Source organism: Arthrobacter sp. 05L45_2 (assembly GCF_056397525.1).
Window position 1 is genome coordinate 1 of the sequence record NZ_JBFTNO010000018.1, and the last position, 25,898, is coordinate 25,898.

The window sequence follows — 25,898 nt, forward strand, 5'->3', positions numbered from 1 at the left end:
GCCGACGGCGGGGCAGGCCGTCGGGGCCGGGGTGCAGCCGGTGGCGAGCACCAGCGCTGGCAGCAGCGCCGGCAGCATTGCGGCAGATAACCGGGTCTTCATGGCGTCAGCCTAGCCGGACGTGCCCGGGAAACCGCGGCATTCTGACCGGGCAGGCATCCTGCGGGAAGTGAACGGGAGATGAACAGAACCACAGCATCACCGCAGGAACGCCCAACACGCACCGCATATGTGCCTACGGTGGTGCGGGCGTTCGGTCAGTCCGAACGTGCGGTGAGGCAGCCGCAGCCCAATCCGAGAAATATCCAATGAGCAATCAAGACGAGAAATTCCGGAGGTTTCCATGCCTATTTTGACCAGTCTTGCCGCGAGCAAGTTCCTCATCAGCTCGGTTGCCGCAGGCGCGATCGCCCTGGGCGGGGGCGCGGCCGCGTTCGCGAACATCACCACGGCCGACGCCGGCAGTGAAGCGACGGCCCCTGCATCCGCGGCCTCGGAGTCACCCTTCGAAACGCCTTCGGCGTCCCCGTCGGAGACACCTACCGAGACACCCACTGAGGCGCCCACCGAGACGCCCAAGCCCAGCCCGACGGCCCCGCAGGCACCGGAACCGGCCCCGTCCGCCCCGGCCTCTTCGGCGCCCGCTCCGGCAGAGCCGGAATCCGGTGACGACAACGAGGCCGGCGATGTCAACGAGGGCAACGAGGCCGGAACGGAGGCCACTGAAAACGAGGCCACCGAGCATAAGGCCACTGAGCGCAAGGGTGACGACGCGGCAGAGGTTGAAGCCGCCAAGCCGGCCGCCGCTGTACCCGCCGCGGCGACCCCCGCTCCCGAGGCCCGGCAGCACGGCCGCGATGCGGAACGTCGGGATGACTCCCGCCACCGCCCGGAACACTGGAATGTGGCCCACCACAACGAGGGCGACCACAACCAGGGCCACCACAACGAAGACCACAGCGGCCACCGTGACCACCACGAGGGCAGCGACAACAACGACTAAGCGCGGGCCGAGGGCCAGCTGACAAAAGGGAGGGTCTTGGGGCCCTCCCTTTTGCGTACTCTAAGCAAACAGTCAGGTGCCCCGGCACATAATGAAGTGAAACTCCGGCCAACCGCTATTTGGCCGGAGTTTCGCCATTCGCCCGGAGCGCCCCGAATCCCGCCACCAGTGCCTCCAGTCCCAGGCTGAAGGCCGCATCCGCCTGGTTCGCGTAGCCCTGGTCACCGAGGCTGGCGACGGCGGCGGAGAAGTGGGGCGTAGACGAGGCCAGGCTGCCGGCGTCGAAGATGTCCGCAGGCGCCGTGACGTCGTAGGCGGAGCCGAAGATAAAGGACTCAAGGGCCACAATCGCTGAGACAATCCGGGCCTGCGGGAAGCCGGCCCGGCTGAACCCGGCGCTGACGGCCTCATACATGGCCAGGGTCTTGGGCGCGTCGGCCACCGGAAGGACCGCGATCACCGGAATGAGGGGAGTGTGCCGCGAAAAGACATCGCGGTAGCTCCAGGCCCAGTCCCGGACCGCCTGATCCCAGGATTTTGATTCAAAGGCCGACACATCGACGAAAGACGTCAGGTGGTCCTGGATGAGTACCAGCACCTCCCGCTTGGAAGCCACGTGGTTGTACAGGGCCGACGGCGCCACGTTCAGTGAGCGCGCCAGGGCCGCCATGGTGAAGGCGTCATAGCCGCTCTTGCGCACCAACTGCAGTGCGGCGGACGTGATCCCGGCCTGGTCGAGGACGGCAGCGGGCGGCCGCCCCACCCGGCGGCCCGTCGTTGCGTCGGGGCGGAGCGGATCCGCGGTGGCGCTGCTGGCTGCCGGCATTCGCGACCTTTCTTCTTGGCTGTCCCAAGGATTATTCCACCGTAGGCGACTTTCTCCCGAGGTCTTCCCTCTTCTGCACCGTACCGCTATAGTCGTCGTAAATGAATGGCATTCATTTAGTGGTTAGCATCACTTTGCGGCCACGGAGAGGACATCATGCTGGAACTTGACCGCGACGTCGTCATCGTCGGAGCCGGGCCCGCCGGCCTCACCGCAGCCAGGGAGCTGCGGAAGGCCGGATTGAGCGTCGCCGTGCTGGAAGCCCGCGACCGCGTGGGCGGCCGGACGTGGACCGACACCGTCGACGGGGCCATGCTGGAGATCGGCGGCCAGTGGGTCTCGCCGGACCAGACGGCGCTGCTGGAACTCCTCGACGAACTCGGGCTCGAGACCTACGACCGCTACCGGGCCGGCGAATCGGTTTACATCGGCGCAGACGGCCGGCGCACGCTCTACACGGGCGACACCTTCCCCGTCAGCGCCACCACCGCGGCCGAGATGGACAAGCTGACGGCCCTCCTGGACTCGCTCGCCGCGGAGATCGGCGCCTCCGAGCCGTGGGCCCACCCCAAGGCCCGCGAGTTGGACACCATCTCCTTCCATCACTGGCTGCGGGCCAACTCCTCGGACGAGGAAGCCTGCAACAACATCGGACTCTTCATCGCCGGCGGCATGCTCACCAAGCCGGCCCACGCCTTCTCGGCCCTGCAGGCCGTGCTGATGGCCGCCTCCGCGGGCTCCTTCACCAACCTCACCGATGAGGATTTCATTCTGGACAAGCGCGTCGTCGGCGGCATGCAGCAGGTCTCGCTACTGCAGGCCGCGGAACTGGGCGACGACGTCGTCCTCTCCAGTCCGGTGCGCACCATCCATTGGGAGGGCGCCGCCGCTGAGGGCAGCGCGGGGCAGCGGGTGACCGTCGAATCGGACCGGGCCACCGTGACGGCCCGCTTCGTCATCATGGCCGTCCCGCCCAACCTCTACTCCCGGGTCTCCTACAACCCGCCCCTGCCGCGGCGCCAGCACCAGATGCACCAGCACCAGTCCCTGGGCCTCGTGATCAAGGTGCACGCCGTCTACAGCACACAGTTCTGGCGCGAAGAGGGCCTGTCCGGAACCTGCTTCGGCGCGGACGCCCTGGTCCAGGAGGTCTACGACAACACCAACCACGAGGATCCCCGCGGCACCCTCGTGGGCTTCGTCTCCGACGAAAAAGCAGACGCCATGTTCGAGCTCAGCGCCGCAGACCGCAAGCGCGCCATCCTCGAATCGATCGCCGCCTTCCTGGGCGAAAAGGCCCTCACCCCGGAGATCTACTACGAATCCGATTGGGGTTCCGAAGAGTGGACCCGCGGGGCGTACGCGGCCAGTTACGACCTCGGCGGGCTGCACCGTTACGGCAAGGACCAGCACGCGCCCGTCGGGCCGATCTACTGGGCCTCCTCGGACCTTGCTGCTGAGGGCTACCAGCACGTGGACGGCGCCGTCCGGATGGGGCGCCGGGTCGCATCCCGGATCGCCGCGGCCGCGGACCGGACCACGGCCGCACGCTAAGTCCCCAAAGTCCATCCAACAATCCGAAAAGAAGATCAGAGAGGTCGGCCAGATGCGTTACGTAGTGGGGTATTCMGCCAATGCCAGGGGCCGCGACGCCGTGAACCTGGCCGTCTCCCTGGCCCGCGGCCGCGGAGCGAGCCTGGACCTGGTGGTGGCCATCCCGGAGCCCGGGCCGTTCAACGCCGCGCACGCCCCCGCCGCGGGATATGACAGCTATCTGCACCAGCAGGCGGGGGAATGGCTGGAGGGAGCCCTCGCCCTGGTGCCGGCGGATGTCCCGGCCGCAGCGCACGTCCGCAGCGGTGAATCCGATGCGCAGACGCTGATCGAGGCCTGTGACGAGTTCCAGGCGGACATGCTCATCATCGGCGCCACCAGCAGCGGGCTGTTCAAGCGCTTCACCATCGGCTCGGTGGCCAGTGCACTGCTGCACGCAGCCACTGTCCCGGTGGCCCTCGCCCCGCACGGCTACCACCGCCGGGAGGCCCTGACCCGCGTCAGCTGCGGACTCGGGGACCGCCCGGGCGCGGAGGAACTGCTGGACTACGCCGTCTCGATGGCGGTCAACCGCGAAGTTCCCCTGCGCGTGGTCTCCCTGCTGACCCTGGACGAGGGGGACTCCGGGGACTCCGCGGACGCCGCGACTGCCGCCAACGCGTACGCCACCCGGCACCTCGCCGCGGCGCTCCCGGCCGGCGCCGCCGGCGCCGCCGGTTCCGCTGCTTCCTCGCCCGACGGCAGGGCCGACGTCGTCGTGACCCAGGGCCGGGACGTCGAAGAGGCTGTGGACCGGCTCGACTGGGAAGACGGAGAGGTCCTCCTGATCGGATCCAGCCGCCTTGCCCGGAGCCGCTCCATCTTCCTCGGCAGCACCGCCAACCGGATACTGCGCGCGCTGCCGGTGCCGATGATCGTGGTCCCCAGCGACTACGAACTCAAGACCCGAACCCATTCAACGTCGAATGACACCTCCCGAGAGGCAACAGCATGAGCACCAAACACGTGGCTACCGCAGCCGGCCCGGCGGACCGGCAACACGGCCTGAGCGAGAAGGGCCTCAAGGCCGGGTCGGTGGGGCTGATCGGCGCCGTCGTCATCGGCGTATCCTGCATCGCCCCGGCCTACACCCTCACCGCCGCCCTCGGCCCGACAGTCGCCGAGGTGGGCGTCCACCTGCCGGCCATCTTCCTGGTCGGCTTCCTGCCGATGCTGCTGGTGGCGTTCGGCTACCGGGAGCTCAACAACGCCATGCCCGACGCCGGAACCTCGTTCACGTGGGCTTCGCGGGCGTTCGGGCCGTGGATCGGCTGGATGGGCGGATGGGGGCTGATCGCGGCGACCATCATCGTGCTGTCCAACCTTGCCGCCGTCGCCGTGGACTTCTTCTACCTCATGCTGGCCCAGCTCTTCGGCAATCCGGAGCTGGCGGACCTCACCAAGGTCCTGCCGCTGAACATCGCCACAACCCTGGTGTTCATTGCCCTGGCGTGCTGGGTTTCCTACCGGGGCATGGAAACCACCAAGACGGTGCAGTACGTGCTCGTGGCCTTCCAGCTGCTGGTCCTGGGCTGGTTCGCCGTCGCCGCGTTCAGCCACGTGGCGAACGGGACGGCCTTCGATGCCACAGCCATCGCACCGGACTGGTTCAATCCGTTCGCCGTCGAATCCTTCTCCGCCTTTGCAGCAGGCGTGTCGCTGTCCATCTTCATTTACTGGGGCTGGGACGTCACGCTGACCATGAACGAGGAAACGAAAAACCCGGAGAAGACCCCCGGCCGGGCCGCCACCGTCACGGTCCTGGTGATTGTGATCATCTACATGACCGTCGCTTTGGCCACCCTGGCCTTCGCCGGCGTCGGAACCGAGGGCCGGCACCGGAAACCCGGACAACCAGGGCAGCATCTTCGCCGTCCTCGCCGGACCCGTGATGGGCCCGTTCGCCATCCTGATGTCCCTGGCCATCCTGAGCAGCTCGGCCGCGTCGCTGCAGTCCACGTTCGTCTCCCCGGCGCGGACCCTGCTGTCCATGGGCCACTACCAGGCCCTGCCGCAAAAATTCGGCCGGATCAGCCCCAGCTACAAATCGCCGAGCTACGCCACCATCGCCTCGGCCGCCGCGGCCGCAGCGTTTTACGTCATCACCCGGACCCTGTCCGAGAACGCCCTGTACGACACCATCACGGCACTGGGCATGATGATTTGCTTCTACTACGGCATCACGGCCCTGGCCTGCGTCTGGTTCTTCCGGGCCGAGGCCTTCAGCGGGGCGCACTCGTTCTTCTTCAAGTTCCTGGCCCCGCTGCTGGGCGGCGTGATCCTGCTGGTGATGTTCTTCAAGACCGCCTACGACTCCATGGACCCGGACTACGGTTCAGGTTCCTCCATCGGTGGCCTGGGCCTGGTGTTCATCCTCGGCATGGGCGTGATCCTGCTGGGCGTGGTCCTGATGCTGGTGATGGCCAGGCTCCGTCCCGGTTTCTTCAAGGGGCAGGTCCTGACCCGCGGCTGATCTCCGTGTGTTGGAGGTCCTCCCTCCGCCGGCCCCGTGTGCGCTCCTTGAAAACTAAGCACACTTATCAATAGGCTGGCGGAAGGAGGACCTTCCTCCGTTGGATTATGGAAGTGGTGAGCGCATGTCGGACGCACAGGACATCAGCAAGGTGACGGACATCATCAACGATTCGCGGATCGGGATGTTCACCACCATCAATGAAAAAGGCGCCCTTGTCRGCCGGCCGCTGGCCGTTCAGGACGTGCAGGACGACGGCGACATGTGGTTCTTTACGTCGGCAGAAACCTCCCAGGTAGCCCACATCAAAGCCAATCCCGCAGTCAACGTCTCATTCGGTAAGCGGACCGAGTGGGTCTCCGTGGCCGGCACCGCGGAGGTTGTTACCGACCGGCAGGCCATCCACGACCGGTGGAACCAGATGGTCGAGGCCTGGTTCCCGGACGGCCCGGACACCCCGGGCGTGGTCCTGCTGCGCGTGGACTCCGATTCGGCCGAGTACTGGACCAGCCCCGGCGGAACGGCCGCGACCGTACTGCAGTGGGTGAAATCGAAGGTCACGAACAGCCGGATGAGCGTCGGCGAAAGCGGAACGGTCGAACTCTAGGCGCGGGTTCCGCGGCCGGGGCCGGGGCAGGGGGTCGGCGCCGGATTTCGCCGCTCAGTCGAGGATTTTCAGCGCCGTGCTCCAGGCGAAGGACTCGTATGCCGGGTTCATCTGCAGGCCCATCACCAGCATCTGCATCCCCTCCAGGTCGCGGGCGTGGCGCAGCGCGCCCACCTGGAGGGGCCGCAGTCCGGCCGCGGCCGCGAAGGCCGCCACGTCATTCCGGGCCGCCTCCGAATCGGAGGCAATAAAAACGTCCAGGGCCATGCCCTGTGAGGAGCCCTCCGCCAGCGGCCCGGCGAACGTCGTATTAAAGGCCTTCACCACCCGCGCGCCGGGCAGGAGCCGGGCGATTTCCTCTGCCGCGGAGCTCCCGGGTTCCACCTCCGAGTCCCCGGTTTCCGGGTCCATCGGGTTGCTGATCTCGATCACTGTCTTGCCGCTCAGCGTGTCGCCATAGTGCGTGGCGACCTCCTTCGCCGGTTCGAAATAGAGGGCCAGCACCACGATGTCGCCGTCGGGCACGTCGCCCAGGCCGCCGGACGTAGTGCCGGAACCCAGCTCGGCCGCGAGTTTGGCCGCGTTGTCCGGCGTCCGGTCCAGGACCTGCACGGAGCGGCCCGCTGCGACGGCGCGGAGTCCGATCGCCCGGGCCATGTTGCCGCTGCCGATTATCGTGATGTCAGTCATCATGCCCCTCCTGTGGAAATTTCCCGGGCGCCTGCGGCGGTCTCAGCCTCTGCCAGTGCCTGTTCGAAGCGTTCGACGGCGGTGCTGTAGCCCGTGGACGGCGTACCGTCCCCGCCGGTGCCGTTGTGACCGGTGCGGCCGTACCCGGTGCGGCTGTGACCGGTGCCGCCGCGCAAGCGATCGGCCGCCCGCATCGCCTTGTACATGGCCGCGGTCTCTGCGCACCCCGGGTCCGTCATGGCCGGGAATTCGATTTCGAGGGCGGGATCCAGCTCGTAGCGCTGCCAGCGTGCCAGGGCCGCGCGGTGCCGGAGCGCCGCCGCGGCGTCGTCGGCTGTGGCGTCCCGCACCGCCTGCCGGTTCTCCTGCCAGCGGAAGAGCGCCGGCGCCCAGCGGTAACTGAGCACGGCCGTGGCCACGGCGAGCCCGGCCAGGACCGATCCCGCCCGCGGGGAGGCCAAAGCCGGAAGGACGACGGCGGGAAGAACGACGGTGAGCCCCGCGAAACCGTCCCAGAACACGGCGTCCGGCAGGGCGCCGTCGGACGCCCGGTGCCTACGGACCATAAACGTCGAGGCGGCCACAACGCCGACAATCAGGAGGGCAAGCGCCAGGAACTGCCAGGCCCCCAGCGGGCCGGATCCTCCAAGTGACGGCATCGCGCACCTCCCGCGGGACGCGACCGGGCGGGCGCAGTTCCGCTGATTCCATTGGAGTCCATCCGCGCCGGACCGTCAATGGGCGGCTCCCCGCGGCAGCTACCGCGGCGTAGCCTAGGGCGCATGCGATTGAAAATGTGCAGTATCCACGTCAAGGACCCGGCCGCCGCCCACGAGTTCTACACCGGAGTCCTCGGGTTTGAAACGCTGATGGTGTTGCCCGAACACAACCTCTACATCGTCAAGGATCCCGGCGACGGCGGCAGTGTGGGGCTGCTGCTGGAGCCCAGTGACAATCCGATCGGGGCCACGTACATGAACGCCCTGCACGATGCCGGGATGCCCGCGATCGTCTTCGGCGTGCCGGATGTCCGGGCCGAATACGAACGGCTGGCCGCCAAGGGTGTGGTCTTCCAGTCCGAGCCGTCGGAGGGCCCGGGCGGCACAACGGTGGTCCTGGACGACGGCTGCGGGAACTACGTCCAGCTGCACCAGGACTAGGCGCGGGCCGCCGTTTCGACGGTTCCCTGCAGGCTGGATGGTTACCGGCGTCGAAGCGGCGCGGAACCGTCGAAACGGGCGGGCGCTACTGGCGTGCGCGCTTCGCTTCCTTCTTCGCGGCGTCGTCCTTGACCCGCTGGGCCTCGGCGCGGACGGCGGCGTGGGTGGCGCGTTCGGCCACCAGCCAGGCCGGGGGAGCCTGCAGCAGCGCGGTGATTTCCGCCGTCGTCAGCGCCTCCTCGACGCCGCCGCGGGCCAGGCCGCTGATGGAGACGTTGAGCTTCTGGGCGACGACGGGGCGCGGGTGCGGGCCGGTGCGGCGTAGTTCGGCAAGCCACTCCGGCGGGTTGGCCTGGAGCTCGGCGAAATCTGCGCGGGTGATAACCGAATCCTGGAACTCCTGGGGTGTTGCGGGCAGGTAGATGCCAAGCTTCTTGGCAAYGGTGGCCGGCTTCATGGACTGGGAGTTTGCAGAGGTCATGGTTCAAGGGTATCCGGCGGGATGGCCGCAGGGCACCACCCGGCCGCCGGGGCCGGACCATCCTGCGGCACTGGCGGTACTGTGAACGTGTGCCCGCAGACGAAGAAACAGCCCAGCCCCACGACCACCCCGATGCCGCCGTCCGGGAGCTGACATTCGCGTATGTTGCCGGTGTGACCCCCGGCAAGTGGATCCGGCGCTGGGAAGAGCGGATGCCGGACGTTCCGTTGCGCTCCTTTATGGCCGACGACGGCGCGCAGCTCGCGGTGCTGCGGGACGGCTCCGCGGACCTGAGCTTCGTCCGGCTTCCTGTGGAGCGCGAGGGCCTCAGCGTCATCCCCCTCTACGAGGAACAACCCGTGGTGGTCGCGCCGAAGGGGCACGAAATCTCGGTCTTCGAGGAGGTCGCGCTGGATGATCTCGCCGCGGAATCCTTCCTGGACGTCGCCGCCCTTGGCGGACCCGAACCGGCCCTGCAGGTGGTGGCCAGTGGCGCGGGCCTGGTGATCCTGCCGATGTCCGTGGCCCGGCACTTCAACGTTAAGGACACGGTGGCCCGGAAACTCACGGGCGCCCCCGGCACCGAAATCGCCCTGGCCTGGCCCAGCGACACCACAGACGAAGTCATCGAGGAGTTCATCGGGATCGTCCGCGGCCGGACCGCCGCCAGTTCCCGGCAGCCCTCGGCCCAGCAGGATAAGCCCAAGCGCGCGCCGAAGCCGGACCGCCGTGGCCCGGCCGTGAAGAAGCCGAAAGTGGCCCAGCGGTATGCGCCGAACCCGGACAAGGGCCGCGGCAAGGGATCCCGCAAAAAGGGAAAGCGCTAAGCCGACCCCACTGACTGGGGGGAGGTCGCCGTTTCCCGGGCGACCCCGCGGGCGGACCGGCCTACTTGGCGCAGGCGGCCTGGAGGTTMTTGACGGCGTCGGCCGGCACCTGGTCCCCGGAATCCGCGATCTGCTTCAGCGGGGTGGTGATCTCCGCCGGCACTCCTGCGCCCTTCGCGCCGGCCACCAGGCCGGCCAGGGCCTTTTTGTCCTGGACGCTGACCAGGCCGTCTGCCACGAGTGAGCAGGCCTGTTTCTTGATCTCGCTGCCGGCCGCGCTGGCAACCTGGGACGCGCCGTCATTGACCGCCTTTTCGGCAGCCTGCTGCACCTGGCCGCAGCCGGAAATGAGGAGCATCAGGGCAACGGCGGACAGGGCGGCGAGGCGTCGTTTCATGACGTCAGCCTAACAAGCGGGGTCCCGCGCGCTGGGCGACGCGGATGTAGCTGGGCGACGCGGATGTAGCTGGGCGACGCGGGTTGGTCCACCCGACTCGGATATTGCCCAGCGCCGCGGGTATTTCCGGTGCGACAGGTATTTTGCGCGTCGCGAGGCCAAATCCGTTTCGGCAGACCCGCGGCCCGGGAAAGTCAGGCGCCGTGGACCGCGCTCTGCTTTTGCTCCGAGCGGTCGAGGTAGGCCAGCAGCAGGTCCGCGGCCCGGGCCGTGTCGCCCGCCTCCAGGGCGGTGCAGATCAGCTCATTGTCGTCGAGGTAGCTGCGGTAGAAGTGCGCGTCCACCGTGGCCTTGTGGAAGAACAGCCGCATTTCGGCGAGGACCTGGGACATGATCGTGTCCAAGCGCCGGCTGCCGGCCAGGGCGACGATTGCCTTGTGGAAGTGCTGGTTTGCGGTGCCCAGGCCTTCCTCGTCGTCGGCTGCCGCGGCGGCGCGGCCCTCGTCGACGGCGGCGCGGACCGCAGCCACCCGCTCTGGGCTGCCGCCGCCGCGGAGGGCTGCGACCTCGATGGCGCGCCGCACCGTGTAGACGTCGTGGATGTCGCCGGGGGCAAGGCTGGCCACGAAGACGCCGCGGTTGGGCTGCCGGACCACAAGACGCTCGGCGGCCAGTTCAGCAAAAGCCTCGCGGACGGTGTTGCGCGAGACACCGAGGTCCTCCGCGATGGTCGACTCGGTGAGCCGGGCGCCCGGGAGCAGTACGCCGTCGGCCAGCTGCTGCCGGAGTTCGGCCGCGACCCGATCCGCCACGGACGGGACGGCGATCCGCAGCCGGGCCGCCGCTGCCAGGGCCTGCGGGGCGGCGTCGGGTGTGCTCATAGTGCCGAATCTACACGATTGTTCTTCAGGTGAATCGTCGGATTGTTGAACAATCCAACACAATGGGGCATCCTAGTAGGAGCACCACACTGAGACGAGGATCACGAATGGGCACTACCGGGACGACCACCATCGACCTGAACAGCGACGTCGGCGAGTCCTACGGCCGCTGGAGCATCGGCGACGACTCCGCCATGTTCCGGTCCGTTTCGAGCGCCAACGTGGCCTGCGGATTCCACGCCGGCGACCCTAGCGTCATCCGCCGGACGTGCAGGGAAGCCGTAGCCGCCGGAGTCCGGATCGGCGCCCACGTCGGCTACCGCGACCTAGCCGGGTTCGGCCGCCGCTTCCTCGACATCGACCCCATAGAACTGGCGGACGACGTCGTGTACCAGATCGGCGCGCTGCAGGCCCTGGCCGCCGCAGAAGGCGGCACAGTCACCTACGTGAAGCCGCACGGCGGCCTGTACAACGCGATCGTGGCGCACACCGCGCAGGCGAAGGCCGTCGTCGACGCCGTCAGGTCCGTCGACCCGGGCCTGCCCATCCTGGGCCTGCCGGGCTCCGAAGTGCTCCGCCTGGCCGAGGCTGCCGGGCTGCGCGCTGTCACGGAAGCCTTTGCCGACCGCGCCTACAACCCGGACGGCACCCTGGTTTCCCGCACGCTGCCCGGCGCCGTGCTTCACAACCATGCCGAAGTCACCGAACACGTCCTGCGGATGGCCGCCGATTCGGCGGTCCGCACCGTCGACGGCTCCATCCTGAAGATCCGCGCGGAGAGCATCTGTGTCCACGGCGACTCCCCGGGAGCCGTCGCGATGGCGGCCGCCGTCCGGGAGGCGCTCGAAGCTGCCGGGATCGGCACCGCCCCCTTCGTCTAACCTCACCCGTCCGGCAACGGCGCCGCACCGAAATTTGGAGGACCATCATGACCACACCACACCAGGCCGCTCCGGCCGCCGCCAAAAGGAACCTGCCGCCCGGCGCCCTCAAGGCCTACATCGCGAGCCTCACCGGCACMTCGCTGGAGTACTACGACTTTGCGATCTACTCGGTCGCCTCGGCCCTGATTTTTCCCAAGATCTTCTTCCCGGTAGGCGACGAGTTGGTGGGACTGCTGCTGTCCTTCTCGACCTTCGCCGTCGGCTATCTGGCCCGACCCATCGGCGGCGTGATCTTCGGCCGGCTCGGCGACCGGATCGGCCGCAAGCATGTCCTCGTTGTCACGCTGATGCTGATCGGCGTAGCCACAGTGCTCATCGGCGTGCTGCCTGACTACTCGGCCATCGGCGTCGCCGCCCCGGCCATCCTGGTGCTGCTGCGCCTGGCCCAGGGCATCGGCGTCGGCGGCGAATGGGGCGGAGCCGTCCTGCTCTCCAGCGAATTCGGGGATGCCCGGAAGCGCGGGTTCTGGTCCTCGGCCGCCCAGATCGGGCCACCGGCAGGCAACCTCATGGCCAACGGCGTCCTGGCCCTGCTCGCGGCGACCCTCAGCAACGAGGCCTTCCTGTCCTGGGGCTGGCGCGTGGCCTTCCTTGCCTCCGCACTGCTGGTGGTCTTCGGCCTCCTGATCCGGCTCCGGCTCGAAGAAACCCCGGTCTTCAAAGCCATCCAGGCCCACGGCGAAGCCCCCAAAGCACCGTTGAAGGAAGTCTTCACCAGGGAACCGCGCGCCCTGGTGGCGGCCGCCCTCTCGCGGATCTGCCCGGACGTGCTGTACTCCCTGTTCACCGTCTTCGTCGCCCTCTACGCCACCAAGCAGCTCGGGATGACCACCGGCAACGTCCTGGGCGCCATTCTGATCGGCTCGGCATTCCAGCTGGCCCTGATCCCGGCCGCCGGCGCGCTGACGGACCGGTTCAACCGGCGCCTCGTTTACGGCCTCGCCGCCGTCGCCACCGCCATCTACATTCCGCTCTTCTTCCTGATGATCCAGGGCAAATCGGTGGCTGTCCTGACCATCGGCGTCGTGATCGGCCTGGCCCTGCACGCATTTATGTACGGCCCGCAGGCCGCCTTCATCACCGAGCAGTTCCCCGCCCGGCTGCGCTACGCCGGCAGCTCGCTGGCCTACACCCTCGCCGGAGTGATTGGCGGCGCCATTGCCCCGCTGGTCTTCACCGCACTCTTCGCCGCCACCGGGAACTGGTTCCTGATCGCCGGCTACCTCGCGCTGTCCGCGGTAGTGACGGTGGTGGGACTGGCGATTGGCCGGAACCCGCAGTCCAGCGAGGAAGAGCGACTGCTGCAGGGTACGCGCGCCTAGGTGCGGGAAATGGCGGGGGTAATCATGGACGCAGGGATGGAGCCGGGGGTGGCGCGGGGGGCATCCGGGCACAAAGTGGAGTCGGTGCGGGCGGTGGGCACCCGCGCGGTGCTGGCCGAGCTGACCGGTACCGAGGGCGTACTGGCGCTGCAAGCGCTGCTTTTGGAGCACCCGCTGCCGGGCCAGGTGGACGTCCTGGCCGCAGCCCGGACCGTGATGGTCACGGCCGACTCGCCCTCCGCCGCCCGCCGGATCGGCGCGCAGCTGCTGCAGCTCGACCTCACCGATCCGGTGCAGCGCGATGGCAGCCTGGTTGTTATCGACACCGTGTACGACGGCGAGGACCTCACCGAAGTGGGGAAGCTGACCGGCCTTGGGGTCGATGGCGTGATCGCCGCACACACACGCCAGCAGTGGACCGTAGCCTTCGCCGGCTTCGCGCCCGGCTTCGGATACCTCGTGGGGGAGGACAACACTCTGGAGGTTCCGCGCCGCAGTTCGCCCCGAACCGCAGTGCCTGCAGGCTCCGTGGCGCTGGCCGGAACCTATTCGGCGGTCTACCCCCGCCGCTCGCCCGGGGGCTGGCAGCTGATCGGCCACACCTCCGCGCGGATGTGGGACCTCGACCGGGAGCAGCCTGCCCTCGCCGCCCCGGGTACGCGGATCCAGTTCCGGCCCGTCCGGGAGACCGTCCCGCTGGCGGCGGCTCCGCGGCCCGAGCGCGCCGAGTCGGAGGCAGGGGCCGGGCTCCGGATCGTCTCACCCGGCCTGCAGAGCCTGATCCAGGACCTCGGACGGCACGGCCACTCCGGCCTCGGCGTTTCCGCGTCGGGCGCCCTCGACCGGGCGTCACTGCGCCGCGCCAACAGGCTCGTTGGGAACACGCCGTCGGCCGCGGCGATCGAAACCGTGGCCGGCGGACTGAGGGTGCAAGCTGTCGGTGACCAGGTCCTGGCCGTCGCCGGGGCACCCTCCGAACTGGTCATCACCACACCGGACGTCTCGGAAGACGAGCCTGGCCGCCGCACCGTCCCGATGGCCGCCCCGTTTGTCCTGCTCGACGGCGAAACCCTCACCGTGGGTGTGCCGGAGGCAGGCTTCCGCAGCTACCTCGYAGTGCGGGGCGGGGTGGACGCAGCCCCGGTCCTCGGCAGCCGGTCCACCGACACCATGTCAGGGATCGGTCCCGACCCGCTGGCTGCCGGCGGCTTCCTCGCGGCCGGAAGCGGTGCCGAATCCGGCGTCGTCGGCGACCCCGAACTGCAGCCGGACTTTCCCGGCTCCGGGGTGACAGTCCTGGATGTCGTGCCGGGCCCGCGCGCGGACTGGTTCGATCAGGCGGCGCTGGATTCCCTGACCGGCCAGGAGTGGCAGGTCAAGCCGCAGTCCAACCGGGTGGGGATGCGCCTGGACGGGACTCCGCTTCAGCGCGCCCGCGACGGGGAACTGGCCAGCGAGGGGACCGTCTCCGGCGCCCTGCAGGTTCCGCCCGAAGGCCTGCCCGTTTTGTTCCTGGCCGACCATCCGATCACGGGCGGCTACCCGGTGATCGCCGTCGTCGTCGACTCGCAACTGGACCTCGCCGCGCAGGTGCCGATCGGTGGGACCATTCGCTTCAGGTGGGCGGACCGCACCGAGGTCCTTTGAGGGTTGGTCGGGGCTGGCGAGGGCGTGACGACTCGTGGGTCTTGGACCTGGTGCGACTGCGGAGGCCGTTGCCCGGCAGGCTTTGGCGCGCGTGCCGGAGGAGTCCCGGCCCCACCTCGGGACATGCCCGTCCCCGGGAGCACCCATCGGACATGCTCAACGTTCGCGCCGACCAATGGACATAACGCAACTATGTCCATCCTTGGGCTCGAAGACTGGGCATGTCCGTCTTTCTCGGTGCGCCCGGACGAGYATGTCCACTCCTGACGGGCACTGATGGGCATGTCCAGCGGCCTCGACTAACAACGAGCATGCCCATCCTTCGGGAAGATCGTCGTTGAGCATGCCCACGCTCGCGGACCACCATTGAGCATGTCCATTCCTGCTGACGTTCGATGCACATGCCCGTCGTCGCTGAAGTTAACCGACGAGCATGTCCATTCCTGACGACCACCGATGGGCATGTCGCCACGCCGCCCCCGTCGCACGCACGGCACACCCCACCGCCCCGCCACCCCCGCCCCGCCCCGCCGGGCAGTCCGGCCCTACCGGCTCCTTTGCGGCGGGTTCATAATCGCCGGTATCAACCCCGTACGGAGAATGGAGGCGGCAGCCATGTCTGTCTACACACTTGGAATCTGGCTGGTCCACCCGGGACGCGAGAACGATTTTGTGCAGGCCTGGCGCGATCTGGCACGGAAGACCCAGGAGGACTACCCCCACGCCAAGGCTGTGCTGATGCATGACCGGGATGTGCGGAACCGTTTCATCAGCACCGGCCCCTGGGAGTCATTGGAACAGATTGAGCAGTGGCGGGCGTCGGACACCTTTACGCAGGGCGTCGAGGCCATGCGGGAGATGCTCGAACACTTCGAGGCCCGCACCCTGGACGAGGCTGCCGGAATCGGCTGAGCTTACCCCGCGGTGAGGGCGTCGAGCACCGCGTCCAGCAGGACGTCGTCGCGCCCCCAGACCGGGTCGAAAACCTCGACATACCAGGACTCCGCGAGCACCAGGGCCAGCGATTCGTTGGCCTCGGCCGACCAGTCCTGGAGCTGGTCTGCCTCGATCGGGCTTTCGCTGGTGCCCAAAACCGTGACGATCTCCGTGTCCCGCAGCGTCACGGGGATTGAGGCGCGGCTCATCTCGCCCGGGGCGTGCCCCACGGTCACCAGCTCGGTCCGGGATGAGAGTTCCAGCAGGCGGCCGGCCGACTCCGGGGCGCAGTAGCCGGTGACATAAGCGCGCTGGGTGTTGCCGCCCTCGCGAAGGCCGGGCTGCGACTCCTTGGTGAACAGGCCGCTGCGGTTCAATACCGCGAGTTGGTCGGCGATCGGCTCCGTTTCCGCGTCGATGCCGGCGGTGAAAGTCCCCGGCTGGTACTGGCTCCTGCCCTCGAGCCAGCGCGCGGTCAGTTCCCCGGCCGCAGGGATGGTGGTGGCCTGCCGCCAGACCTGCCGGTCGGCGAGCAGCCTGCCAAAGCCGTCCCGTTCAGTTGTGTACTGGTCGTCCATGGGCCACTTCCACTTCCCGGCCACCGGAATGCTGCCGCAACAAAACCGCGAGCCGTTCGCAACTGAGTTTGAGGGCGGCAAGTTCCCGCTGGCCGTAATCGTCAATACTGCGGTGGATCCAGGAGGAGAGATCCGCCGCACCGTCCTCAACTTCATACTCGTGACTTAGCGTGACCACTGCAAGGCCGGCCTCGTCGTCGGCGCCGCGCGTCACTGCCAAGCCGCCGGCCAGCCGCACCAGCGGGGCCTCGGGCCGCGCCTGCTCAAAGAGGATCCGCAGCCGGCCCGGATCCAAGAGCCGGCGGCAGTGACTTGAACTGAGGGCGCCGTTCGCCACGACGGAGATCCTCAATTCGTGTTCCCACTCGTCGCCACTGACGTGCTCGGAATAGATGGTGAGACCATCCAGGTAGGGCCAGTGCGAGGCGTCGCGCAACACGCCGAAGACCAGGTCGCCGGGGGCGTCAATGGCCAGCTGATGCGTTGTCCCGCGCGTCGTCAGTGACACCTTGCGCCCCCCAATCGTCTGCCGTCTTCTATGCAGGCTAGGCGAGGGCCGGGTCGGCGGCGCACAATTCCGTCCCCTCGCGTCACGCGGGGCAATCTTCGGTAACAGAACCGGAAGATCTTGCAACGGAACATGGCCGCCGCCCCGGTTGAGGAGGCCGCCAGGAAGGACGGCGAGCTGACCATCGCCGTCAGACCGTTCTCCGCGCCCGCTGGCGTTTACCAAGGAGTTACCCGCGGTGTTGGGCTGAGCCGGCAGAAAACCGGCTCTTGTGCTGCTAACTGAAAACGTTTACAGTATTGCAAAGCCGGCGTGATTGGATTCACAACCGGCTGTCCCACCCCGGCCGTGACGTGCCGGACCCGCCCAGCTGGCCGACTCAAAGGAGAGTGCACCCGTGGCGAACATCCATGACGTGGCAAAGCTCGCCGGCGTCTCCATTGCAAGCGTCTCCCGCATGCTCGCGGGGGAAAACGTCCGGAGCGCCGACGCCATCCGGCAGGCCATCGCCGATCTCGGGTACCGGCCGAACGCCAGCGCCCGCGGCCTGCGCCTGGGCAAGCACCACAGCATTGCCGTCATTGTTCCTGATATCTCCAACCCCTACTTCGCTACCCTGGTCCGGGGCATCGAGGAAAGGGCCATGACACAGGGGTTCCGGATCATCGTTGCCAGCAGCGATGAGCAGTCCAGCGCCGAAGCGGAACTGCTGGGAAACCTCGTGGAGGCGGTCGACGCCGTTGCGATCGTTCCGGCCGAGGAGGGCGAGAACACGCGCAGTATGCTCTCCGGCCTCAACAAGCCGGTGGTCCTCATCGACCGCACCGTGGGCGAGGACCCCGGCTTTGACCTGGTCCACGTCGACAACGCCAGCGGCGCCAAGGCAGCCGCGGAATACTTCCTGTCCCTGGGGCACCGCCGGTTCGGCATCATCAGCGGCCGCCAGGACACCGTCCCCGGACGTGTCCGGCACGAAGTCTTCCTGCAGACCCTGGCCGACGCCGGCATCCAGGTGCCCGCGGAGGCCATCAAGATCGGGGAGTTCAGCCGCGACTTCGGCCGCCGCGCCGCCCAGGAACTGATCGAGGACCCCACCGGAATCACCGCCCTCTTCGTGGGAAACAACACCATGGCCCAGGGCGCCCTGCTCTCGCTGCACGCGGCCGGCGTTTCCATTCCCGGGCAGCTGTCCTTCCTTTGCTTTGACGATTTCGACCTGGCGGAGCTCCTCCCGGCGCCGGTCACCGTCATCTCACGGCCCGCCATCGCCGAGGGCCATGCCGCCGCAGACCTGCTGCTCGCCCGGATCGAACACTTCGGCAGACCCATCCAGCCCCCGCTGGAGCACAAGGTCCTTCCGGTGAGCCTGACCATCCGGCAGTCCTGCGCCGCTCCGCCCTCCCACTGACACCCCACCTGACCCCTGCTTAAGGAATCCCATGACAACAACTGCGCCCGGAAACGGGAACGTACTGGTGATCGGCAGCATCACCTGCGACCTGACCAGCTTCAGTGACCGCCTGCCGCAGCCAGGCGAAACGGTGCTCGGCAACTCGTTCACAATGGTGCTCGGCGGCAAGGGCGCCAACCAGGCACTGGCTGCGGCACGCGCCGGAAGCCAGGTCTCGCTGGTCGGCAGTGTCGGAAACGACGGCTTCAGCGAGCTGGTCCTCGGAACGCTGGCCGAGGAACGCATCGAYACCTCCAACGTCCTCCGCACCGAAGGCCCCACCGGCATCGCACACATCCGCGTGGACTCCTCGGCCGAAAACGACATCGTGATGATCCCGCTCGCCAACTCCCGGCTCAGCCCCGCGCACATCCGGGAAACCCTCGAGCAGCCCGGACAGCAGTCCGCAGTCGCCCTGATCCAGCTGGAGATCCCGCACGAATCGGCGCTCGAAGCTGCGCGCGGATGCAAGGCCCGCGGCATCACCGTCATCCTGGACCCCGCCCCGGCGCCGGCGGCAGGGCTCGACCCGGACTTCTGGCAGCACGTTGACATCGTCACGCCGAATGAGACCGAAGCCAGGCTGATCACCGGCATCGAGGTCACGGACCACGCATCCGCCACGGCGGCCGGCCGGTGGTTCACGGACCGCGGCGTGCACCGTGCAGTCATCACGCTGGCCGGCGCGGGCGCCGTCGTCGTCGAACGGACCGGCGCCGTCAGCACCACGGTCACCGTGCAGGAACCCTTCCGGGTTACCGCCGTGGACACGACGGCGGCCGGCGACGCCTTCGCCGGTGTCCTGGGCAGCGCCCTGGCCGAGGGTCTGGACTGGGACGACGCCCTCCGGCGCGCCATGGCCGGCGGCGCGCTGGCCGTCACCGTGGCCGGAGCCAGTCCCAGCCTTCCCCGGCGCGAAGCCATCGACACCTTCCTCGCCGGGCAGGCCGCCGCCGCCCGCTAGCCGGCGCGACCACCCCACCAACGTCCCATCCCTCTACAACGCAGTGGAGCAACCATGCGCAAAAACAGCGGTACCCTCAACGCATCCCTCGCCCGGGTCATCTCGGAACTGGGTCATACCGACGAACTGGTGGTCACTGACGCCGGCCTGCCCATCCCGGCCGGAGTGGAACGGATCGACCTGGCTTTGACAGCCAACGTCCCGCGGTTCCTTGAATGCCTGGACGTCGTCCTGGCCGAAGTCGAGGCGGAAGGGGCCATTGCGGCCTCGGAAATCGCCGAGCACAGCCCCGAGCTCCTCGCGGCCCTCACGGAACGGCTCGAAAGCCACGGAATCCCACTGGAACTGGTCCCGCACACGGACTTCAAGCAGCGGACCAGGAACTCCAAGGCCGCCGTCCGCTCCGGCGAGTTCACCTCCTACGCCAACGTCATCCTCATCGCCGGGGTGGTGTACTGACATGACTCTCACCCTCAGCGGCATCACCAAATCCTTCGGCCCCAACCGGGTACTGCGCGGTGTGGACCTCACCATTGAACCGGGCGAGATTGTCTCCCTCGTTGGGGAGAACGGGGCAGGGAAGTCCACCCTGACCCGGATCATCGCCGGCGCCTACCAGCCCGATTCCGGCGAAATCACCATCGACGGCCAGGCGCGGAAATTCGGCGGTCCGCAGGACGCCATGGCGGCCGGTATCCAGGTCATCTACCAGGAACTTAAGAACAACCTGTTCCCGCAGCTGGACGTCGCCTCGAACATCTTCGCCCATGACGGCACCGGCGAGTTCGGGAAGCTGTTCGTCAACAAGGACAAGATGCACGCCCGCGCCGCCGAGTTGCTCAGCCAGGTGGGGATCGACGTCGACACCCGGCGTCCGGTGGGGAGCCTCAGCTTCGGCCAGCAACAGCTTGTGCAGCTGGCCCGCTGCCTCAACCACTCAGTGAAGCTGCTCATCCTCGACGAACCCACGGCGGCCCTCGATGACCGCGAATCCGAGCTCTTGTTCGCGCAGGTGCGCAAGATCCAGGCCRCCGGCGTGGCCGTGATTTACATCAGCCACCGCCTCCCGGAGGTCTTCGCGCTGTCCGACCGGATTGTTGTGATGCGGGACGGCCGCGTGTCCAAAACCGGCACCGCCGCGGAACTGACCGAGGCCGCCGTCGTGGCAGCCATGGTGGGCGGCGAAGTGGAGAACTTCTATCCGAAGGAGCACCACGGAACCGAGCGGGTCCGGCTGGACGTCCGGGACCTCGAAGCCGCCGGCGTCAACGGTGTCTCCTTCCAGGTCCGGGCCGGCGAGGTCCTCGGCATCGGCGGCGTGATGGGCAGCGGAAAAGGCGAGGTCCTGCGTGCCCTGTTTGGACTGGTCAACGCGGCGGGCACCGTCAGCATCGACGGCAAGCCGCTGAGCCTGGCCTCGCCCCGGCACGCCATCAGCGCCGGTGTGGCCTACCTGACCCCGGACCGCCAGGCGGAGGGCCTGACCCTGGCGCAGCCCATTTCGCACAACGAATCCCTGGCTACCCTCGGTGCCATCACCCGGAACGGGATCGTGGCGCTGAAACGGGAGCGGGAGCGGTGCCAGGAGATCTCGACCCGGCTGAGCGTCAAATGCAACACCATCGATGACCCCGTCGGAACCCTGTCCGGTGGCAACCAGCAGAAGGTGCTGCTCGCCCGCTGCCTRCTGGGCAACCCTGCCATCCTCCTGATGGAAGAGCCCACCCGCGGCGTTGATGTGGGCGCCAAGGCCGAGATCTACTCCATCATCAATGACGTCGCCGCCCAGGGCGTCGCCGTCGTCCTTGTCTCATCAGACCTTCCCGAACTAGTCGAAATGTCGGACCGGGTGCTGGTCATGCGCGGAGGCAGCATCAACGCTGAACTGGCCTCCGACGCCCTCACCCAGCAGTCCGTCCTGGAACACGCAATGGAGACCGTATCCCGATGAAAAAAATATCCCTCTTCAACGACCAGCTGCGTGCGGTCTGGATGCTCGCGTTCGTAGCGATCGCCCTGGTCTTCGCCACACCGCTGTTCCTGCAGCCGTCCAACATGCTCAACGTCCTCCTCACCGCAGCCGTTGTGGCCCTGATCGCCGCCGGCCAGACATACGTGATCATCCTTGCGGAGATTGACCTTTCCGTCGGTGCGGTCCTCGGCTTCACCGCGATCACCACCGCCAGCGTTATCAGCCAGTACGGTGTGGTGGCCGGTCTGGCCGCGGGCCTCGCGGTCGGCGCCCTGGCGGGCCTGATCAACGGCCTGCTGGTCACCAAGGCCAAGATGCCCTCGTTCATCGCGACCCTGGCAACCATGTCCATCTTCGCCGGGCTTACCTTGCAGTTCTCCCAGGGCAACCCGGTCAAGGTGACCAGTGACGCGTTCCTGGCCCTCGGCCAAGGCAGCCTCCTGGGAATCCCCACTCCGATCTGGATCATGCTGGTCCTTGGCGTGCTGTTCGGCTACATCCTGGCCCGCACCCGCTACGGCCGGGAACTGTACGCCACCGGCGATAACGCCGACGCCGCCCGCCTCGCCGGCATCAGCACGGACCGGGTCAAGATCACGGCCTTTATGATCTCCGGTGTCCTCGCCGCGACCGCCGGCTTTATCCTTACYGCCCGTCTTGGAACCGCGCAGCCCACCGCGGGCACCGGCCTGGAACTCGCCGCCATCGCCGCGGTGATCATCGGCGGCACCAGCCTCTCCGGCGGCCGCGGCGCCCTGCTCGGCACCCTCGTCGGCGCGGTCCTGTTGGCGATGATCGATAATGGGCTGAACCTGCTCAACGTTTCCCCGTTCCTGCAGAGCGTCGTCAAGGGCGCCGTGATCCTGCTGGCCGTCTTCGTGGACCGGAACTCGGGAGTGCTGATGCGCATCTTCCGCGCAGGCCCGGCGAAGACGGGCACGACGACGGCGGCGTCCGCTGCGGACACCGGCTCGCCCGCGCCGCTCCTCCCGAAGGTCGCCATGCTCGCCGTCGTCGGCCTCCTGGTGGTCGGAGCCGGGGTCACCACCGCTTTCCGCTCGGCGGACAACGGCGGCGGGGACAACCGCGCGAAGAGCGCCACCCTGGTCATCTCGACGCTGAACAATCCGTTCTTCGTCTCCGTGGGCGACGGCGCCAAGGACCAGGCCGCGAAGCTCGGCGTCAACCTCGACGTGCAGAACGCCAACAACAACGACACCGCATCGCTGAACCAGGCCACCACCGCGCTGGTCAAGAAGCCCGGGGTCCTGCTCCTCGACCCGACCTCCAGCGAAGCCGGCGGCTCGATCACGGTCAAGGCCAACCAGGCCAATGTGCCGGTGGTCGCCTTTGACCGGGCACCCGATCAGGGCAAACTGGCCGCGTTCATCGGCTACGACGCAGTCCAGGCCGGCAAGAACGGCGCAAAGGCACTCTGCGAGGCCGTCGGCGGAACCGGCAAAGTCGCCGAGCTGCAGGGCCTCCTTGGCACGAGCGTTGCACGGGACCGGTCCGCCGGGTTCAAAGCCGGCATGAAGGAATGCCCGGGCGTGCAGGTTGTCGCCGTGCAGTCAGCGGACTTCGATCGCGGCAAGGCCCTGGATGTGACCACCAACATCCTCCAGGCCAACCCCGGCATCACCGGCATCTACGGCGCGAACGATGAAATGGCACTCGGGGCGGTGGCCGCCGTGAAGTCGCGCGGCCTGCTGTCCTCGATCAAGATCGTGGGCAATGACGGCATCGGCGACGCCCTCGCCGCCGTCAAGAGCGGCGAGATGTACGCCACGAACGCCGAGTCCCCGTTTGCCCTCGGCCAGGAGGTCGTAAAGATCGGCCACGCCGTGGCCAGCGGCGAGAAGGTCGAGGAATCCCGGGTCCTGCAGGGCAAGCTCGTTACCCGCAGCGGCGTCGACGGGTTCTGCTCGTACCTGCGCGGCATCGGCGACACCGCCACCTGCAAGTAGCCCCACCTCCGAGGAGAATCATGACTGACCTGAATGCGTCGCTGGATGCGTCCGGCCTGGCCGCGATCGTGGACCACACCTTCCTGCAATCCACCGGAACCCGCGCCGAAGCAGCGGAGGCGGCCGCCGAGGCCGCGCGGTTGGGGGCTTACTCGGTCTGCGTCTCGCCGTCGATGCTCCCGCTGCCCGGCACCGCCGCCACCCGCGTCACCGCGGTGTGCGGCTTCCCGTCTGGCAAGCACCACAGCAGCGTCAAGGCGGCCGAGGCCGGCGAGGCGGTGCGCAACGGCGCGGACGAGATCGACATGGTCATCGACGTCGGGGCCGTCCGGGCCGGTGACTACGACGCCGTCGCACAGGATATCCGGGCTGTACGGGAGGCCGTGCCTGCGCCAACGGTGCTGAAGGTCATCCTGGAAACAGCCGCACTGACCGATGAGCAGATCATCCGCTGCTGCGAGGCCGCCGAAGCCAGCGGGGCGGACTTCGTCAAGACCTCCACGGGCTTCCACCTCGACGGCGGGGCCACCACCCATGCCGTCGAGCTGATGGCACGAACAGTGGCTCCGCGCCTGGGCGTAAAAGCCTCCGGCGGCATCCGGGACTGGGCTGCTGCGCAGGCCATGGTCGCGGCCGGCGCCACCCGGCTGGGGCTCTCCGGAACCGCCGAGGTCCTCGGCGGCGGCCGCAGCACCGGGTACTAGGCCGGCGCCTGGCCCGGTGCTACGCGTCCTGCAGCGGGCGCCGGGCCAGCCACGCGGCCACAATCGCGCCGGAGATGTTGTGCCACAGCGAGAAGACGGCGGACGGCAGCGCGGCCAGCGGGCTGAAATGTGCCGTCGCCAGGGTGGCTGCCAGCCCCGAGTTCTGCATTCCCACCTCGAAGGCGAGGGCGCGGCGCGCCTTGTCGTCGAGGCGGCCGAGCTTGCCGGCCAGGTAGCCCAGGCCGAGGCCGAAGCCGTTGTGCAGCACAACGGCCAGGAAGACGATGCCGCCGGCGGCGACGATCTTGTTGGCGCTGCCGGCCACCACGACCGCCACGATCAGCGAAATCACGACGGCGGACGCCCACGGCAGGGCGGGGAGGACCTTGGCGACGACCTTCTTCAGGAACAGCCGGGCCAACAGGCCGGCGACCACGGGCAGCAGGACGGTCTTGACGATGTCCAGGACCATCCCGGCGGCGTCGATCTGCAGGTACGATCCGGCGAGGAAGAGCACCAGCAGCGGCGTGACGATCGGCGCCAGGAGCGTGGAGACGGACGCGACCGCCACGGACAGGGCGACGTCGCCCTTGGCAAGGAAGGCCATGACGTTCGACGCGGTGCCGGACGGCGCGCAGCCCACCAGGATCAGCCCGACAGCGAGCTCCGGCTCGAGGTGCAGCGCTTGCGCGATCAGCCACCCGGCGCCGGGCATGATCACGTAGTGCGCCACGATGCCCAGCACCACGGCCCAGGGGCGCCGGGCGACCGAGGCGAAGTCGGGCGGGGTGAGGGTCAGGCCCATGCAGAACATGATGATGCCGAGCAGGTACGGCACGCTCGGCGCCAGCGGTTTGAAGGCCCCCGGAAGCAGGAAACCGGCGACCCCGGCGACCACCACGAGCAGCGGGAAAATGGTGACCGCAATGCGGGCGATTCTGGCCTCGGCGGCGAGGGCGGCGTTCGCCGGGCCGTCCGCGTCAGTGCGGGGCTCCGGCGCGGACTGAGATGATTTGGTTGCCTCAAGCATCCAAGCATGGTGCCACCGGCGGCGTGCCCGGAGCCAGTTCGTGACTGCCCGGGCGGGATTATGTCAGACTTTTGACCTAGCCGGGCGACGGGGCGCTRCGTGCCCGGCTGTAGTCTTGAACCCGCCGGCATGCCCCCTTGCAGGCATTTCCTGAGCGCACTTTAGAGACCCGCCGCGACGCCGGTCGACGCGCTTCCCCCTCAAACCTTCGGCGCGGTGCTGCGTCCCTCCCAGCCAGAACGGAGCCAGTCGTGGCCGCCCTACCCGCCGTATTGACCCCCGAGTTAACCCCCGAGCAACGCCAGTCGGTCCGGGGCGCCCTGCTGTCCCCGCGGCGGCTGAAGACCGAAGTCCTGGGCGGCCTGGTCGTGGCCCTGGCCCTGATCCCGGAGGCGATTGCCTTTTCGGTCATCGCCGGCGTCGATCCGCGGATCGGCCTGTTCGCGTCCTTCACCATGGCAGTCACCATCGCCATCGTGGGCGGGCGTCCCGCAATGATCTCGGCTGCCACCGGCGCCGTGGCCCTTGTCACCGCCCCGCTGGTGAAGTCCCACGGCGTCGATTACCTCGTCGCCGCCGTGATCCTGGCCGGCCTGTTCCAAGTAGTCCTGGGGCTCGCCGGCGTGGCCAGGCTGATGCGCTTCATTCCGCGCTCGGTCATGGTGGGCTTTGTGAACGCGCTGGCGATCCTGATCTTTATGTCCCAGGTGCCGGAACTGCTGGGTGTCCCGTGGCTGGTGTACCCGCTGACGGCGCTCGGCCTGGGTATTGTTTTTGGCCTGCCCCGGCTGACGAGGGCAGTACCCGCACCGCTCGTGGCCATCGTGGTGCTGACGCTGATCACGGTCCTTGCCGGCATCACGGTTCCCACGGTGGGCGACAAGGGCGAGCTCCCGGACTCCTTGCCGGCGCTGTTGCTCCCCGACGTTCCGTTCACC

The 25,898-nt window shown here is 68.1% G+C and carries 26 protein-coding genes and 1 pseudogene; 18 read left to right on the forward strand and 9 right to left on the reverse strand.

Annotation, left to right across the window (positions count from 1 at the left end; translation table 11 throughout):
• The first annotated feature begins 343 nt into the window (after positions 1–343).
• Positions 344–1,003, forward strand: coding sequence for a hypothetical protein (locus AC1DHD_RS02825; RefSeq protein ID WP_476878233.1), 660 nt, complete (start codon positions 344–346; stop codon positions 1,001–1,003).
• A gap of 115 nt (positions 1,004–1,118) precedes the next feature.
• On the opposite strand, the gene AC1DHD_RS02830 is transcribed toward AC1DHD_RS02825, so the two are convergent.
• Positions 1,119–1,829, reverse strand: coding sequence for a TetR/AcrR family transcriptional regulator (locus tag AC1DHD_RS02830; protein WP_476878234.1), 711 nt, complete (start codon positions 1,827–1,829; stop codon positions 1,119–1,121).
• 156 nt (positions 1,830–1,985) lie between these two features.
• Between AC1DHD_RS02830 and AC1DHD_RS02835 the strand changes: the two genes are divergently transcribed.
• The 4 genes and pseudogenes from AC1DHD_RS02835 (at position 1,986) to AC1DHD_RS02850 (ending at position 6,502) form a co-directional block, all read left to right on the forward strand.
• A complete protein-coding gene (locus tag AC1DHD_RS02835) occupies positions 1,986–3,383 on the forward strand; it encodes a flavin monoamine oxidase family protein (RefSeq protein ID WP_476878235.1) in 1,398 nt (465 codons plus the stop codon).
• A gap of 52 nt (positions 3,384–3,435) precedes the next feature.
• Positions 3,436–4,377 carry a universal stress protein gene (locus tag AC1DHD_RS02840; RefSeq protein ID WP_476878236.1) on the forward strand — a complete coding sequence of 314 codons (942 nt, stop codon included), beginning with the start codon at positions 3,436–3,438 and terminating at the stop codon, positions 4,375–4,377.
• A pseudogene (locus AC1DHD_RS02845) lies at positions 4,374–5,895 on the forward strand (APC family permease). The gene AC1DHD_RS02840 and the pseudogene AC1DHD_RS02845 overlap by 4 nt, the downstream one beginning before the upstream one ends.
• A gap of 124 nt (positions 5,896–6,019) precedes the next feature.
• On the forward strand, positions 6,020–6,502 hold the full coding sequence (locus tag AC1DHD_RS02850; RefSeq protein WP_476878237.1) for a pyridoxamine 5'-phosphate oxidase family protein: 483 nt from the start codon (positions 6,020–6,022) through the stop codon (positions 6,500–6,502).
• Between the two features lie 54 nt (positions 6,503–6,556).
• Here the strand turns inward: AC1DHD_RS02850 and AC1DHD_RS02855 are convergent, their stop codons facing one another.
• Both AC1DHD_RS02855 and AC1DHD_RS02860 read right to left on the reverse strand, forming a co-directional pair.
• The gene (locus AC1DHD_RS02855) at positions 6,557–7,192 is read right to left on the reverse strand and encodes an NADPH-dependent F420 reductase (RefSeq protein ID WP_476878238.1); all 636 of its coding nucleotides are present in this window, start codon (positions 7,190–7,192) and stop codon (positions 6,557–6,559) included.
• Positions 7,192–7,851, reverse strand: coding sequence for a hypothetical protein (locus tag AC1DHD_RS02860; protein WP_476878239.1), 660 nt, complete (start codon positions 7,849–7,851; stop codon positions 7,192–7,194). Before AC1DHD_RS02860 ends, AC1DHD_RS02855 begins: the two co-directional genes overlap by 1 nt.
• 123 nt (positions 7,852–7,974) lie before the next feature.
• Here AC1DHD_RS02860 and AC1DHD_RS02865 point away from each other — a divergent pair, with 123 nt between their 5' ends.
• Positions 7,975–8,352, forward strand: coding sequence for a VOC family protein (locus AC1DHD_RS02865; RefSeq protein ID WP_476878240.1), 378 nt, complete (start codon positions 7,975–7,977; stop codon positions 8,350–8,352).
• 85 nt (positions 8,353–8,437) lie between these two features.
• On the opposite strand, the gene AC1DHD_RS02870 is transcribed toward AC1DHD_RS02865, so the two are convergent.
• Positions 8,438–8,833, reverse strand: a complete 396-nt coding sequence (locus AC1DHD_RS02870) for a DUF5997 family protein (protein WP_476878241.1) — start codon at positions 8,831–8,833, stop codon at positions 8,438–8,440.
• Between the two features lie 89 nt (positions 8,834–8,922).
• Here AC1DHD_RS02870 and AC1DHD_RS02875 point away from each other — a divergent pair, with 89 nt between their 5' ends.
• Entirely contained in the window at positions 8,923–9,660 is a 738-nt protein-coding gene (locus AC1DHD_RS02875) for a LysR substrate-binding domain-containing protein (protein ID WP_476878242.1), read from the forward strand.
• A 61-nt stretch (positions 9,661–9,721) separates the two neighbouring features.
• Here the strand turns inward: AC1DHD_RS02875 and AC1DHD_RS02880 are convergent, their stop codons facing one another.
• Both AC1DHD_RS02880 and AC1DHD_RS02885 read right to left on the reverse strand, forming a co-directional pair.
• Positions 9,722–10,057 (reverse strand): hypothetical protein, encoded by a 336-nt coding sequence (locus tag AC1DHD_RS02880; RefSeq protein WP_476878243.1) that lies wholly within the window; start codon positions 10,055–10,057, stop codon positions 9,722–9,724.
• Positions 10,058–10,251: 194 nt separating this feature from the next.
• The gene (locus AC1DHD_RS02885) at positions 10,252–10,938 is read right to left on the reverse strand and encodes a GntR family transcriptional regulator (RefSeq protein ID WP_476878244.1); all 687 of its coding nucleotides are present in this window, start codon (positions 10,936–10,938) and stop codon (positions 10,252–10,254) included.
• A gap of 107 nt (positions 10,939–11,045) precedes the next feature.
• Here AC1DHD_RS02885 and AC1DHD_RS02890 point away from each other — a divergent pair, with 107 nt between their 5' ends.
• From AC1DHD_RS02890 to AC1DHD_RS02905, 4 genes are all read left to right on the forward strand, one after another.
• Positions 11,046–11,819: a LamB/YcsF family protein gene (locus tag AC1DHD_RS02890; RefSeq protein WP_476878245.1), complete on the forward strand. Its 774-nt coding sequence runs from the start codon at positions 11,046–11,048 to the stop codon at positions 11,817–11,819.
• A gap of 47 nt (positions 11,820–11,866) precedes the next feature.
• On the forward strand, positions 11,867–13,204 hold the full coding sequence (locus AC1DHD_RS02895) for an MFS transporter (RefSeq protein ID WP_476878246.1): 1,338 nt from the start codon (positions 11,867–11,869) through the stop codon (positions 13,202–13,204).
• A 36-nt stretch (positions 13,205–13,240) separates the two neighbouring features.
• The gene (locus tag AC1DHD_RS02900; protein WP_476878258.1) at positions 13,241–14,851 is read left to right on the forward strand and encodes a 5-oxoprolinase subunit B/C family protein; all 1,611 of its coding nucleotides are present in this window, start codon (positions 13,241–13,243) and stop codon (positions 14,849–14,851) included.
• Between the two features lie 615 nt (positions 14,852–15,466).
• Positions 15,467–15,763: an antibiotic biosynthesis monooxygenase family protein gene (locus tag AC1DHD_RS02905; protein ID WP_476878247.1), complete on the forward strand. Its 297-nt coding sequence runs from the start codon at positions 15,467–15,469 to the stop codon at positions 15,761–15,763.
• Between the two features lie 2 nt (positions 15,764–15,765).
• Here the strand turns inward: AC1DHD_RS02905 and AC1DHD_RS02910 are convergent, their stop codons facing one another.
• Both AC1DHD_RS02910 and AC1DHD_RS02915 read right to left on the reverse strand, forming a co-directional pair.
• Positions 15,766–16,365 (reverse strand): DUF6919 domain-containing protein, encoded by a 600-nt coding sequence (locus AC1DHD_RS02910; protein WP_476878248.1) that lies wholly within the window; start codon positions 16,363–16,365, stop codon positions 15,766–15,768.
• Positions 16,343–16,873 (reverse strand): SRPBCC family protein, encoded by a 531-nt coding sequence (locus AC1DHD_RS02915; RefSeq protein WP_476878249.1) that lies wholly within the window; start codon positions 16,871–16,873, stop codon positions 16,343–16,345. The genes AC1DHD_RS02910 and AC1DHD_RS02915 overlap by 23 nt, the downstream gene beginning before the upstream one ends.
• 397 nt (positions 16,874–17,270) lie before the next feature.
• Between AC1DHD_RS02915 and AC1DHD_RS02920 the strand changes: the two genes are divergently transcribed.
• The 6 genes from AC1DHD_RS02920 to deoC are packed head-to-tail and all read left to right on the forward strand — an operon-like array spanning position 17,271 to position 23,930.
• Entirely contained in the window at positions 17,271–18,281 is a 1,011-nt protein-coding gene (locus tag AC1DHD_RS02920; RefSeq protein WP_476878250.1) for a LacI family DNA-binding transcriptional regulator, read from the forward strand.
• Between the two features lie 31 nt (positions 18,282–18,312).
• A complete protein-coding gene (locus AC1DHD_RS02925; RefSeq protein WP_476878251.1) occupies positions 18,313–19,287 on the forward strand; it encodes a ribokinase in 975 nt (324 codons plus the stop codon).
• A 54-nt stretch (positions 19,288–19,341) separates the two neighbouring features.
• Positions 19,342–19,746 (forward strand): D-ribose pyranase, encoded by a 405-nt coding sequence (gene rbsD, locus AC1DHD_RS02930; RefSeq protein WP_476878252.1) that lies wholly within the window; start codon positions 19,342–19,344, stop codon positions 19,744–19,746.
• A gap of 1 nt (position 19,747) precedes the next feature.
• Positions 19,748–21,238, forward strand: coding sequence for a sugar ABC transporter ATP-binding protein (locus AC1DHD_RS02935; RefSeq protein ID WP_476878253.1), 1,491 nt, complete (start codon positions 19,748–19,750; stop codon positions 21,236–21,238).
• Positions 21,235–23,226, forward strand: a complete 1,992-nt coding sequence (locus AC1DHD_RS02940) for an ABC transporter permease/substrate-binding protein (RefSeq protein ID WP_476878254.1) — start codon at positions 21,235–21,237, stop codon at positions 23,224–23,226. Before AC1DHD_RS02935 ends, AC1DHD_RS02940 begins: the two co-directional genes overlap by 4 nt.
• Before the next feature lie 20 nt (positions 23,227–23,246).
• Positions 23,247–23,930: a deoxyribose-phosphate aldolase gene (deoC, locus tag AC1DHD_RS02945; RefSeq protein WP_476878255.1), complete on the forward strand. Its 684-nt coding sequence runs from the start codon at positions 23,247–23,249 to the stop codon at positions 23,928–23,930.
• Between the two features lie 19 nt (positions 23,931–23,949).
• Here deoC and AC1DHD_RS02950 read toward each other — a convergent pair whose 3' ends face one another.
• Entirely contained in the window at positions 23,950–24,960 is a 1,011-nt protein-coding gene (locus AC1DHD_RS02950) for a bile acid:sodium symporter family protein (protein WP_476878256.1), read from the reverse strand.
• Positions 24,961–25,232: 272 nt separating this feature from the next.
• Between AC1DHD_RS02950 and AC1DHD_RS02955 the strand changes: the two genes are divergently transcribed.
• A partial coding sequence (locus tag AC1DHD_RS02955) for a SulP family inorganic anion transporter (protein ID WP_476878257.1) occupies positions 25,233–25,898 on the forward strand: 666 nt, incomplete at its 3' end.